The sequence below is a fragment of the Chryseobacterium sp. OV279 genome, from assembly GCF_900128945.1.
GTDB lineage: Bacteria > Bacteroidota > Bacteroidia > Flavobacteriales > Weeksellaceae > Chryseobacterium.
Genome location: NZ_FQUD01000001.1, coordinates 1,593,454 through 1,606,114, shown reverse-complemented (window position 1 = coordinate 1,606,114; position 12,661 = coordinate 1,593,454). Strand labels below are relative to the sequence as shown.

9 protein-coding genes are annotated in these 12,661 nt (G+C 38.5%); 1 reads left to right on the top strand and 8 read right to left on the bottom strand.

All coding sequences use genetic code 11. The annotated features are described in order from the left end of the window. Positions 1 to 4 precede the first annotated feature (4 nt). Positions 5 to 1,432 carry an adenylosuccinate lyase gene (gene purB, locus BUA72_RS07120; protein ID WP_072922338.1) on the bottom strand — a complete coding sequence of 476 codons (1,428 nt, stop codon included), beginning with the start codon at positions 1,430 to 1,432 and terminating at the stop codon, positions 5 to 7. 359 nt (positions 1,433 to 1,791) lie between these two features. Between purB and BUA72_RS24405 the strand changes: the two genes are divergently transcribed. Further along, a complete protein-coding gene (locus BUA72_RS24405; RefSeq protein ID WP_156122729.1) occupies positions 1,792 to 1,941 on the top strand; it encodes a hypothetical protein in 150 nt (49 codons plus the stop codon). Between the two features lie 105 nt (positions 1,942 to 2,046). Here the strand turns inward: BUA72_RS24405 and BUA72_RS07115 are convergent, their stop codons facing one another. The 7 genes from BUA72_RS07115 to BUA72_RS07085 form a co-directional block, all read right to left on the bottom strand. Continuing rightward, positions 2,047 to 2,460 carry a hypothetical protein gene (locus BUA72_RS07115; RefSeq protein WP_034724987.1) on the bottom strand — a complete coding sequence of 138 codons (414 nt, stop codon included), beginning with the start codon at positions 2,458 to 2,460 and terminating at the stop codon, positions 2,047 to 2,049. Between the two features lie 377 nt (positions 2,461 to 2,837). Further along, a complete protein-coding gene (locus BUA72_RS07110; RefSeq protein ID WP_047451694.1) occupies positions 2,838 to 3,224 on the bottom strand; it encodes a hypothetical protein in 387 nt (128 codons plus the stop codon). Between the two features lie 85 nt (positions 3,225 to 3,309). After that, the gene (gene bglX / locus BUA72_RS07105) at positions 3,310 to 5,637 is read right to left on the bottom strand and encodes a beta-glucosidase BglX (protein ID WP_072922337.1); all 2,328 of its coding nucleotides are present in this window, start codon (positions 5,635 to 5,637) and stop codon (positions 3,310 to 3,312) included. A 347-nt stretch (positions 5,638 to 5,984) separates the two neighbouring features. Further along, positions 5,985 to 6,692, bottom strand: coding sequence for a carboxylesterase family protein (locus BUA72_RS07100; protein ID WP_083544131.1), 708 nt, complete (start codon positions 6,690 to 6,692; stop codon positions 5,985 to 5,987). Between the two features lie 159 nt (positions 6,693 to 6,851). Continuing rightward, positions 6,852 to 8,237 carry a glucoamylase family protein gene (locus BUA72_RS07095; RefSeq protein WP_072922336.1) on the bottom strand — a complete coding sequence of 462 codons (1,386 nt, stop codon included), beginning with the start codon at positions 8,235 to 8,237 and terminating at the stop codon, positions 6,852 to 6,854. Between the two features lie 72 nt (positions 8,238 to 8,309). Next, positions 8,310 to 9,728 carry a RagB/SusD family nutrient uptake outer membrane protein gene (locus tag BUA72_RS07090; protein WP_072922335.1) on the bottom strand — a complete coding sequence of 473 codons (1,419 nt, stop codon included), beginning with the start codon at positions 9,726 to 9,728 and terminating at the stop codon, positions 8,310 to 8,312. Between the two features lie 13 nt (positions 9,729 to 9,741). Then, positions 9,742 to 12,564 carry a SusC/RagA family TonB-linked outer membrane protein gene (locus BUA72_RS07085; protein ID WP_072922334.1) on the bottom strand — a complete coding sequence of 941 codons (2,823 nt, stop codon included), beginning with the start codon at positions 12,562 to 12,564 and terminating at the stop codon, positions 9,742 to 9,744. Positions 12,565 to 12,661: the final 97 nt, after the last annotated feature.

Sequence of the window (12,661 nt, the reverse complement as noted above, 5' to 3'; positions counted from 1 at the left end):
TGTTTTATACTTTAAGATCAGCCTCCAATCCTATCAGGTCTTTATTCTGATCCAGAATCGGCTGAACTTCATTCGCGATGAATTCTTCCGTTTGGATAGGTGCAAAACCGATAAAGTTTTTAGGATCTAAAACTTCTTTTAATTTTGATTTATCTAATTTTAATGAATCGTCATTTAAGATTCTTTCAATCAGGTCATTTTCTTTTCCTTCTTCTTTCACTTTCTTGGAAGCTTCCATAGAGTGAACTCTGATCACTTCGTGAATTTCCTGACGGTCACCACCAGCTTTCACTTCTTCCATGATGATATATTCCGTTGCCATGAAAGGAAGTTCTTCCATGATATGTTTGTTGATTCTGTTCGGATATACAACGATACCGTTCATGATGTTGTTCCAGATCAATAGAATCGCATCAACAGCAAGGAAAGCCTGAGGAATCGTCAGTCTCTTGTTTGCAGAATCATCCAGTGTTCTTTCAAACCACTGAGTAGAAGCCACCATAGCAGAACTTGTCGTCAGAGACATCACGTATTTCGCCAAAGCCCCGATTCTTTCACTTCTCATTGGATTACGTTTGTAAGCCATCGCAGATGAACCGATCTGGTTTTTCTCGAACGGCTCCTCAATTTCTTTAAGATTTTGAAGAAGACGTAAATCGTTGGTGAATTTATGAGCAGACTGAGCAATATTTCCTAATAAAGCCACTACTTTAGCATCAATTTTTCTGTCATAAGTCTGACCTGAAACTCCGAATACTTTCTCAAAACCGAATCTTTTTGAAAGTTCTTTATCTAAGTGTTTTACTTTGGAATAGTCACCGTTGAAAAGCTCTAAGAAACTTGCAGCAGTACCGGTCGTTCCTTTTACGCCTCTGAAACGAAGTGTTTCCAGGAAGAAATCCAATTCTTCGATGTCAAGCACCAAACTCTGTAACCAAAGGGTTGCTCTTTTTCCAACGGTCGTCAACTGAGCCGGCTGGAAATGGGTGAATCCTAAAGTAGGAAGATCTTTATACTGAATAGAGAAATCAGCTAAGTTTTTCATTACGTTAACCAGCTTTTTCTTTAAGATTAAAAGCCCGTCACGGATCTGAATAAGGTCTGTATTATCTCCTACAAAAGCTGAAGTAGCTCCCAAATGGATGATTCCTTTTGCTGAAGGCGCCACATCACCATACGTGTGAACGTGAGCCATTACATCATGACGGAATTTTTTTTCATACTCAGCCGCTTTATCGTAATCGATGTTTTCGGCGTTCGCTTTAAGCTCGGCAATTTGTCCGTCTGTAATATCAAGACCTAAGTCTTTTTCTATTTCAGCCAAAGCTATCCAAAGCTTTCTCCAGGTACGGAATTTGTTATTATGTGAGAAATTAAACAACATTTCTTCACTGGAATAGCGCTCTTCCAATGGATTTTTGTAGGAATTCATTCTTTCTTTTACTTTTAGATGCACAAAAATAAGGATTTTCGGTGAGAGATGAAAATTAGAATGCTGCTTTTGGATGGATTAAAATTAAATGAAAGCCGTTTATTTTTCCGGATTAAGTTGTTTTCTTTAATGAGTGTCAGCTTATCCGACTTTAAACTATCATTCTGTTAATGTATTCATGTGACTTGAAGCTGAAAGTAGTATTGGACAAATTGGTATTGAAGTAGAAAATCATAAAATTCACCCTTCTTATCATAATTTTTCAACGGATGGTGATTTTATCTCAATTTATTTTTTAATTTAGTCATGATTAAAACTCGAAAAATTTACAGAGTAACTTAACTAAAACCAAACTTATTATGAAAAATCTAAAAAAACTATCGAAGAGTACTTTAAAAATGATTTCAGGAGGATGGGTTCCTCAACCGGGACAAAGCTGTCCGTCCGGAACATGCCAATACAGAGAAAATGGCCCATGCAGAAGATATGATGAAGCATTGTGCATCTAAAAAATAAAGCCTGATTCATTCAGGTTTCTTCTTTGTGGTAATTCACCATTAAAAAAACAAAAAAGCCATTCATATGAATGGCTTTTATATTTTTTAAATTCTGATTTACTGATAAATCACAACATCATCTTTTTTAATCTGGTAACCTGCTTTTTTGTAAGGAACTAAAACATACGTTTCTTTTATATAGCTTCCACTTTTCCACATTTTGCTTTTCCCTTCCCTGTCAAGAATAATGCTTTTTGCATTTCCCTCCGGAATGAAAACTTCAGCCCTCTTCATATCTTTACTGAAAATAACAGCAGTCATTGAAGTGGAGCTATTATCTGATCCTACTTCCTTTAATTTGATTTTTTGTGCAAAAACCTTTATACATACATTTTTGATTTGTGAATATGTATAACCTGCCGAGCCTATACAGCCGTGAACATCTCTATCACCTCCTAAAACAGGAGTTTTTTGTTGGGCAAAGGCTAAAGAACTGAGGAACATAGCGCCCAATAAAATAGTTTTTCTCATATTTAAATATTAATAGTTTGAGTTTTAAAAAAAATAACAACAGTAACAAGGTATTAGTCAACCCAAGATACAAAAAATCTCTCATTCAGGAGACTTATACATCTATTTTTTAGTTCTGGTGATTTTCAAGGATGTTATATTCCCGAAGTTGGGGTCAATTTCAAAATCTGGAGAGTAAAAGAGTGTGTGCTCTCGCAGATGATACGGATAAAGCATAGTAGCAATAATAAAAATCTGCATCATCTGATTAATCTGCGTGAAATTTCATTTACCTGCTCAAGTTTTGAGACTGAGCCGAAATTGATTCTGCTTAAGCTGTTAAAACAAAGAGACTGCCTTAACAGACAGTCTCCTACTATATTTTATAAAATCAGGATTTACTGATAAATCACCACGTTATCTTTTTTAAGCTGGTATCCGTTTTTCTTAAAAGGAACCAATATATATCCGTCTTTCTTCCATGCTTTACCTTTCCCCAATCTTGTCAGGATAAGGCTTTCCCCATCTGTATCCGGAACGAAAACTTCAGCTTTTTTCATGTCTTTGCTGAAAATTACAGCAGCCATTGAAGTAGAGCTTCCTTTTGGAGCAACTTCCGTTAATTTAATCTTCTGCTCAAAAACTCTTACACAGTCTTTTTTAATCTGAGAATACGTATACCCTGCAGAACCGATGCATCCGTGAGCGTCTCTGTCAGCACCAACAGTTTGTGCAAATGTAAAAGCTCCCAGAAACATAGCACCAAGTAAAATCGTTTTTTTCATAATATTATTTTAAGATTACAAATGTGCGATTAAAAATCATGCCAAAACAATAAAAAGCCGCTTTTTTAAGCGGCTTTAGTGATTATTATTTAGTCCAGTTGATTTTTGAATGTTTTACCTCATCAGAATTGGTTCCGATCATGATATCAAATTCTCCCGGTTCCCAGTCAAATTTCAATTCTCCATTGTAGAATTTCAGACTTTCCGGTGTAATATCGAAGGTTACTTTCTTAGATTCTCCTTTTTTCAGGAATACTTTCTGGAACCCTTTCAGCTCTTTTACCGGTCTGGTAATACTTCCTACCATATCTCTGATGTAAAGCTGCACCACTTCAGCACCGTCATAGTTTCCAGAGTTCGTTACCGTTACCGTAGCCTGAATTGTCTGATTTCCTTTTGGATTTGAATTGGAAACAGAAAGATCAGAATAGCTGAATTTAGAGTAGCTCAAGCCATATCCAAATGGGTACAATGGTGTATTACACTCATCCATATAGTTGGAACGGAATCTTTCGTAAACACATTTGTCTACTTTATCCTGACTCAAAGGACGGCCTGTATTTTTTGCGTTATAATAGATAGGTACCTGGCCTAAGCTTCTCGGGAACGTCATCGGAAGTTTTCCTGAAGGATTTACTTTACCGAATAAAACATCCGAAATAGCATTTCCAGCTTCTGAACCTGCAAACCATGCATTAACGATTGCATCCGGTGTATCTTTTACATTGGTCAAAGCTAACGGGCGACCTGTGTAAAGAACCATCGCGATTGGTTTTCCTGTCTTTTTCAATTCATTTAATAAATCAACCTGAGACTGAGGAATGGTAATTTCTGTTCTTGAAGAAGATTCTCCACTCATTTCTGCAGATTCTCCGATGGCAAGAACGATCACATCTGCCTTGTTGGCTATGTCCACCGCTTCTTTTAATAATTCTTCTTTAGAGCGATTGTCGCGGTCTGTCTTTTTACCGTGAGCTGCGTAAATATCTTCTAATTTAGCATCATAATCAATGTTGGCCCCTTTTGCAGAAAGGAATTTCACTTCTTTCCCATAATTAGCCTGAAGTCCCTGCATCAATGAAACTGAAGCTGCATGTTTTGTAGCTACACTCCAAGTTCCGGCCATGTTTAGTGAGTTGTTCACCAATGGTCCGATTACCGCTACTGTACCGGATTTTTTCAATGGAAGGACCTGGTTTTCGTTTTTCAACAGAACCATAGACTGAGCTGCTGCGCTTCTTGCTATGTTACGGTTCTCCATATTGTAAACCTCTTTTGCAGCCAGTTTTGCATCGCCGTAACGGTAAGGATCATCGAATAATCCCAGATCATACTTCGCTTCCAGAATTCTTCTGGCTGCCATATCGATTTCTGCCTGCGTTACTTTTCCTTCATCAAGCGATTTTTTAAGAGTGGTCAGAAATCCTTCTCCTACCATATCCATATCTACTCCGGCTTTCAGAGCCAAAGCAGATACCTGCTGAAGATCTCCCATTCCGTGTTCGATCATTTCATTGATTCCGGTATAATCAGTCACAACAAAACCTTTGAAGTTCCACATTTTTCTTAGAACATCGGTCTGAAGCCACTTGCTTCCGGTTGCCGGAACTCCGTCCACTTCATTGAAAGAAGCCATTACAGAAGCTACTCCGGCATCTACAGCGGCTTTATAAGGTGGAAAATATTCGTTGAACATTCTTACGTGGCTCATGTCTACCGTGTTATAATCACGGCCGGCTTCTCCTGCTCCGTACAATGCAAAGTGCTTTACACAGGCCAGGATTGTATTGCCAACGGAAAGGTCTTTCCCCTGATATCCATACACCATATTTTTAGAAATTTCACTTCCTAAGTAAGGATCTTCTCCTGAACCTTCAGATACTCGTCCCCATCTTGGTTCACGGGAAATATCCACCATTGGAGAAAATGTCCAGTTGATTCCGTCTGAAGAAGCTTCTTTGGCTGCTACTCTCGCAGACTGCTGTACCAGATTCATGTCCCATGAAGCCGCTAATCCTAATGGAATAGGAAAAGTGGTTTCGTAACCATGGATCACGTCCATTCCGAAGATCAAAGGAATTTTTAGACGGCTTTTTTCCATCGCCACTTTCTGAACGGCTTTGATCTTTTCAGCTCCTTTTATATTGAATAATCCTCCTACTAATCCCTGCTCTACTTTTTTTCCGATATCTGAACTTTGAGCCTGTCCAGTGGTGAAATCTCCGGAGGTCGGCAGATTGAGCTGGCCAATCTTTTCATCTAAAGTCATTTTAGACAAAAAATTTTCTACGAAAGCTTTTCTTTTCGCCTGATACTGGGCCGTCTGGTAAGACTGCACCGGTTTGGTTACCATTTCCTGTGCGGAAAACACGGGCGAAAGTGCTAAAGCTGCGAGTACAATTAACTTTTTCATAAATCTATCTTCTTAAATTATAGTTCTAATTTTATTTTATTGTTTAATCGTTGAGTTATTTTTGTTGGATAACGCAAGGACGCAAGTTTTTTTCCAATATTATGTTTTAAGGCGCAAAGATTTTATCAGAGATAAAATTGATGGTGTTATAGCTCACGTCTTTATTCTCCCTTCTTACTCAATTATAGTTCTTGTTTTATTCTTTAATCATCGAGTCATTTTGGTTGGAAAACGCAAGGACGCAAGTTTTTTTCCAATATTATGTTTTGCGCAAAGATTTTATCAGAGATAAAATTGATGGTGTTATAGCTCACCTCTTTATTCTTTATTCTTTATTCTCATTAAACTTATTCTCCTTTCTTCTTAGAAAACATCCACTCATAAAGTTTTGGGTCTGAATAGGTGGAGTCCCATGAGTTATGATTGTCATTAGGAAAAATCACTAATTCTGCGGAAGGATTTACCGGATGTAATCTCTGGTAAAAATTTAAAGCATTCTCCGGCAAGACAATATCATCCATTCCTCCATGAAAAATTTTCATATTCAGGTCTTTGTATTGATTGATATTGGAGTACATAATCAAATCTGTAGGTGCACAAACCGGCACTACTGCTGCAAACATTTCCGGATGCTCCATAGCCAGTTTCAAAGTTCCCCACCCTCCCAGTGAAAGCCCCGTGAGATAAATTCTGGAGGCATCAATTTTATATTTTTCCTGGATTTCCTTAATCAGATTATAAACCGTTACAGTATCCCACCATGAATCTGCAGGACATTGCGGCGCTAAAATCGCTACAGGTTCCTTCATCAGGTTTTTATACGTAAATGGACTGTGAGCCTTAACCGCCTCAAGGTTATTTCCTCTTTCTCCTGAGCCGTGAAGAAACACGATCAACGGAACATTTCCTTTTGCCTTCTGAGGGTAATCCAGAATGTAGGATATTTTCTCTGTCCTTTTAATTTCTTTATTTAATTCTCCTTTTATTTCCTGGGCATTAATCTGTAGTGACAATGGCAGAAGTAAAAGGGAAAGGTGTTTCAGTTTTAATTTCATATTAATATATAGGTTTTGGCTAAAGCCGTTTGGTGTGTTGTTTTTATTTAAACGGGCTAAAGCCCGTTTCTATTGAATATTAGTTTTTATAATTTCATAGACAGGTTCAAGCTCGTTTCTATTGAATGAAAATCCTGTTGAAGATTATATAAATTCATATTATTTTATCCCGTATTTCTCAGACTGAAAACTCAATTTCTTAAGTCCCTGCTGAATCTCGGGGGCATTCATAAATAGTTTCCACAGAAATCCTGTTCTGTAGTTTTCGATCATCGGAGCGATTGTGCCCTGGTCGATGGCTAAATATCTTGGTGTAAACCAGTTGTTGTAATTCACGGAAGTGGCATCATAAGGTCCTGCTGATCCTATGAATTCTGGTTTTTGTGTGTACAGGAATCTCAGGAAATCCATAGATTCTTTTGGAGTGTACGGAAAACTGCTCAATGCAGCGGTTGGTGTGATTACGCCATTGTCATTGGTTGGCATATGCGCCGTATAGCCTGTGCTTCCGTCTTCATTTCTTGTGTATCCGGCTGTCAGTCCCCAGTAGTTCGGGCCGTAGCCTTTCCACTGTTTTGGATTTTCAACGCAGTATTTATAGTCGATGAGGACTTGATTTTTGTTTAAGTTAAAATAGTTTTTCACCAGTTTATCAGAAAGTCCGGTAGGATCCAGACCGATGTAGGAATATTGTGACCAGAAAAGCGGTCCGCCGTATTCTTCGGCATAATTGTGTTTTACGTACAGAGGAAGTCCGTATTTTGTTTTGTCTGAAAGGTAATTTCCGTTTCTCGCCCAGCCTTTGTAATAGGTTTCAGCATCGATGGAATGGGTTGGTGATGAAGCGGCTAAGATGTAAGTGATCAGGCATTCATTGTAACCTTCCAAAGGAAAATTCATCTCCCATTGGTATTCCGGTGACCAGTGCCAGTAGAGTACTTTTTCACCGCCTTTTGTATACCAGTTCCATTGAATTCCTTTCCAAAGTTCGTTGCATTTTGCAGCAAGGGCTTTTTCTTCGGCATTTCCATTTTTAAAGTATTCGCGTACCATCAGAATTCCTGACGTAAGAAATGCAGTCTCCACAAGGTCTCCGCCGTTATCTTTTTTTCCGAAAGGAACTGTTTTGCCGGTTTCTCCATTGATCCAGTGAGACCAGGCACCTTTATGACGGTCTGCTTTTGCCAGAAAATCCATCATGTGAGTCAGTCTTTTTACGGCTTCTTTTCTTGGAACAAATCCTCTTTCCACCCCTACCAGAAGGGTTGCCAATCCGAATCCGGAACCTCCTGTTGTGATGACATGTTTGTCATTGTCAGGATAGATATTGTCTTCGTGGTAGCGCTCTCTTCCCAGCATTGATTTAGGTTCGGCATAATCCCAGAAATATTTCAGGGCATCTTTCTGCACCCTGTCCATGAGCTGCTCATCGGTAATATTGCTTTTTACAGCTTTATTTTGAGCTGTTTCATTGCTTTTGATCTGAGCATTTTTGCAGGAAAGCAGTAAGGATACTGTAAGAATAGAAATAAGACCTAACTTCATAAGATTTACATTTTCATATGGATAATAAAAAAACAGCCAAAGTAAACTTTGGCCATTTTATAATATATTAGATTAATAACCAGGATTTTGCGTGAAAGCTCCGTGGCTTTGGTCCATTGCATCTAAAGGAATAGGGAATACTTCATTCTTCCCTGCTTTAAATCCGTAAGGAGCAAGTACAGTGGCTGCCTGACCTGTTCTTACTAAATCAACAAATCTATCCCCTTCAAGAGCTAGTTCTACTCTTCTTTCGTGCCATATTGCTGTACGCAATGCAATCTGAGTAGTAGCGGTTGTTGGTAAAAGATTAGCTCTGTTTCTAACTTTATCAAGATTTAATTTTGCGGTAGAGGTATTACCCAATTCATTAGCTGCTTCTGCATTAATCAAAAGGATTTCGGCAAAACGCAATATTCTGATGTTCTGGATAGATCCATAACCACAAGCGCTGTTATTCAACGCTTTCGGAACATATACTTTCTGGTTGTAGGTCGTTACAGAGTTGGCATCTCCCATAGCAATCAGGTCTCCTTCCGGTGTCGTTTCTCCGTTTCTAAGGATCGTCAGTTCTTTTCTGATATCGCCTGTTTCAAATGCATTTTCAAGTGCATTGGAAGGTGTGAAAAAGCCCCATCCAAACTGATCTCTTACTCCCTGAACTTCGGCATACTGGCTTCCTTTATATGGTGGTTCGCATCCGCAGTTCACTTCAAAAACAGATTCTCTGCCGAATTCACCTGCCGGTCTGAACAAGTGGTTAAAATCAGGATCCAAATCGTATCCCATTCCAATCAACTGGTTAGAGGTATCATATGCCTTCTGCCAGTCTTTTTTATAAAGATATACCTTAGAAAGCAGTCCTAATGCAGCTCCTTTCGTTACTCTCCCAAGATCTGAAGCAGGATATGTCTGCGGCAGAACTTCTGCTGCTGCCGTAAGATCAGCAATGATGAAATTATATACTTCTTCCACTGAGTTTCTTGGTTTATCATAAACAGCCTCTACTTTATCGTAAATGGGAACGCCTCCGTAAATTCTTACTAAATTGAAATAAAAGTACGCTCTTAACATTCTGGATTCAGCGATCAGTCTGGTCTTTAGAGTAGTATCCATGTCTATAGCCGGAACATTGGTGATCACCTGATTCGTTCTGTTCACAGCCTGCCACTGCCCGATCCAGTATCCTCTTACTCCTTCGTCACTCACTGTATAGGTGAAATTATCATATACATTAATGAAAGAGGAATCTCCTGGGTTAGAACCTTTTACCACATCGTCTGCCGGAACCCCGAAAACAAACTGGTAAGGAAAAGCCGAGTTCTCCCAGCTTCTCAGAAAACTATAGATAGCGCTTGTAGCCTGTAAAGCATCTTCCTGGGTCTTGAAAAATGATGCAGCCTCTGTCTGACCTTCTTGCTTTATGTCTAAATAATCGTCTTTACAGCTTAGTACAAGCGAAAATAAAGCGACTGATAAAAATATCTTTTTCATAACTCTTTCTTAATTAAAATGTTAAGTTCATACCGATAGTGTAGATCGCTGAAATAGGATAAATGTTATTATCCACACCCATCTGCACTCTGTCTGTATTCAAAATTTCAGGTGAGAATCCATTATATTTGAAACTTGTCCAAGGATTCTGAGCACTTACATACAATCTTAATTTGGTAATAGACATCGCATTGGCAAATGATTTAGGTAAATTATAACCTACTTGGATATTTCTGATTCTGATGTAGCTTCCATCTTCTACGTAGAAACTGTTAGGTAAGATAATCGACTGGTCATTGGTAGCCATCGGATAAGCATTTGAGGTACCTGCACCATGCCATCTGTTATTATAGAAATCCAAATCCCAGCTTTCATTTCCGTAGCGTTGCTCTCTGTTGAAATTGTAGATCTTATTCCCAAATACGCCTTGGAAATCGATTGCAAAATCAAAATCATACACATTCAGGTTAATACCAAATCCATAAGTCCCTTTAGGAATAGGACTTCCTAAGAAAGTTTTATCTCTCGCATCAATTACTCCGTTTCCGTCGATATCTGCAAATCTAAATCCTCCCGGTGTCGCTCCATTCTGTGTAGGTGCCCCTGCTACTTCCGAAGCACTCTGGAAAACACCTTCCACCTGATATCCGTAGTAAGAACCTACAGCCTGTCCTTCCTGTAATCTGATGATTGAATTACCATATAAGCTCGCTCCTGTCTGCAAATAAGATCCATTAAAAACGGATGTAATTTTATTTTTCAGGGTGGTCATGTTTCCATAAACACCAAGCTTTACATTCTCACTAAGATTAGCATCATAGTTGATTGAAAATTCAAATCCTTTGTTGTTGAAAGAATAGGCATTAGTAATGTAATTGTTCCAGTTACCCGCACCAGAAACAGTTCCCTGTACAATACCATAAACAACATCCTTCGTATCTTTATCAAAATACGTAGCGTCAACTTTCAGCTTATTATTAAATAAAGCCATTTCCAACCCAAAATCTCTACCGGTTGTCGTTTCCCAACCAATATTAGGATCTATAATTTTATCAATGGTTTGTGCCGGTGCACCATTTCCCCCATAGTATGCCCCTTCAATAATTTTTGTTGTATTAAGCGTATACGCTCTCTGTACATCCGGGTTTCCTAATTTACCCCAGCTTGCTCTCAGTTTTAAAAGGCTGAAAACATTCTGCTCGCTCATGAAATTTTCTTTTGAAATCACCCATCCCGCGCTTACAGCTGGAAATACACGGTATCTGTCATTCGATGAATACTTTGAGGTTCCGTCTCTACGAATAGAGGCATTCACTAGATATTTCCCTCCATAATCATAATTCAACCTTCCGAAAAATGATTCAATTCTGTCCTGATATGGAATAACATTTCTCTCTCCTTCTTCAAAACTGGTTATATAAATATCTGTTCCATTAGATATGCCCAATGAAGAATTACTTCCATCATACTTCACATTTAATGCTTCTGCATAAGTCTGAGCATAAGAACTTCTTGTTCTGGAGAAACCGGCTAACAATTCAATGTTATGTTTCCCTAAACTTTTCTTCCAGCTCAATGTATTGTCCCAGATGTAATTTCTGGTTCTGGAGTCTCTTGTGATTAACTTAGTCGGCTTTTGGTCTGCTGAAGGAAAATAACCAAACGTCGGAGTAAATTCATACTTACTCGAATTAATATTATCAGAGCTATAGCTTACTCTTAAGGTAAAATCTTTCAGAAATTTATATTCTCCCCAGATATTATTCAACAGTCTTTCTTCTCTCGTCTGAGATCTGAATAAGTCTAATTTCGCTCTTGAATTGGGCACTTTAGCCAATGTGAAATACTGGTAATCTCCCGTGGCCGGATTCATAGTAGAATAAAGCGGTGGTGATGAATAGGCATCCAGTAAAGTATTCTGCGCATGATCTGTACGCATTTTTGAAAACGTGAAATTGTTTCCGATGGTAATATTATCGGTCACTTTGTAACTAAGATTCACCTTAGTCGTAAATCTATTAAAGCCGCTTCCTGAATTGATTCCCCGACCTGCAGCTAAGTTTCCTTCGTCCTGAAGATTTCCTGCGCTTAAGTAATAGTTTAGCTTTCCAAGATTTCCGGATGCAGAAATATCATTGGAATTAATGATACTCGTTCTGAAAATTTCTTTAAACCAGTCTGTATCTGCCGGATAAGCAGATCTGTTTAGGAATGTAGGATTGTTTACTTTGTCATTGATTAATTTCTCATTATACAAATCGATATATTGATCTGAATTAACCATTTTAGGAATATTGGTCACTGTTTTTATCCCTAAGTACGAGTTAAAGTTAAAAACAGGTTTCTTTCCCTTCCCGGTTTTCGTTTTAATAATCACAGCTCCGTTAGATGCTCTTGCTCCGTAGATCGCTAAACTTGAAGGATCTTTCAGAACACTCATGGATTCTATATCCTGAGGGCTTAAGAAAGAGATATCGTCAGTGATCATTCCGTCTACGATAAAAACCGTTTTACCTGTCAGCGAGCTTACCCCTCTGATATCCACTCTTGGCGAACCTCCCGGCGCACCTGAATTTAAAACCTGTACTCCGGATAACCTTCCCTGTATAGAACTGATTGGGTTAGCATTGGGTCTGTTGGCCAGGTCTTTGGCAGAAACTACCCCGATACTTCCGGTCACATTTTCTTTTTTCTGAGATCCATATCCTATCAGAACTACCTCCTCGATCTTCTGCTCTTTGGCAGTAGTATCTTTGGGAGCAGTCTGCGCATTGACATTCATACCGAAGTATAAAACAGCAATGAGACATGAATACTTTAAATCACGTTGTTTCATATAGTTCAATTTTATTCGTACAATCAAATTTTAATTAATGTCCTTCCTGGTGGAGTTATTTAAATTCTCAAAAAAAGACATTAGTCAAAAATAGAAA

Coding starts and splice junctions, on each gene's coding strand:
- BUA72_RS07085 (WP_072922334.1), bottom strand. CDS start 12,564: ATGAAACAACGTGATTTAAAGTATTCATGTCTCATTGCTGTTTTATAC.
- bglX (WP_072922337.1), bottom strand. CDS start 5,637: ATGAAAAAGTTAATTGTACTCGCAGCTTTAGCACTTTCGCCCGTGTTT.
- BUA72_RS07115 (WP_034724987.1), bottom strand. CDS start 2,460: ATGAGAAAAACTATTTTATTGGGCGCTATGTTCCTCAGTTCTTTAGCC.
- BUA72_RS24405 (WP_156122729.1), top strand. CDS start 1,792: ATGAAAAATCTAAAAAAACTATCGAAGAGTACTTTAAAAATGATTTCA.
- BUA72_RS07090 (WP_072922335.1), bottom strand. CDS start 9,728: ATGAAAAAGATATTTTTATCAGTCGCTTTATTTTCGCTTGTACTAAGC.
- BUA72_RS07095 (WP_072922336.1), bottom strand. CDS start 8,237: ATGAAGTTAGGTCTTATTTCTATTCTTACAGTATCCTTACTGCTTTCC.
- purB (WP_072922338.1), bottom strand. CDS start 1,432: ATGAATTCCTACAAAAATCCATTGGAAGAGCGCTATTCCAGTGAAGAA.
- BUA72_RS07110 (WP_047451694.1), bottom strand. CDS start 3,224: ATGAAAAAAACGATTTTACTTGGTGCTATGTTTCTGGGAGCTTTTACA.
- BUA72_RS07100 (WP_083544131.1), bottom strand. CDS start 6,692: ATGAAATTAAAACTGAAACACCTTTCCCTTTTACTTCTGCCATTGTCA.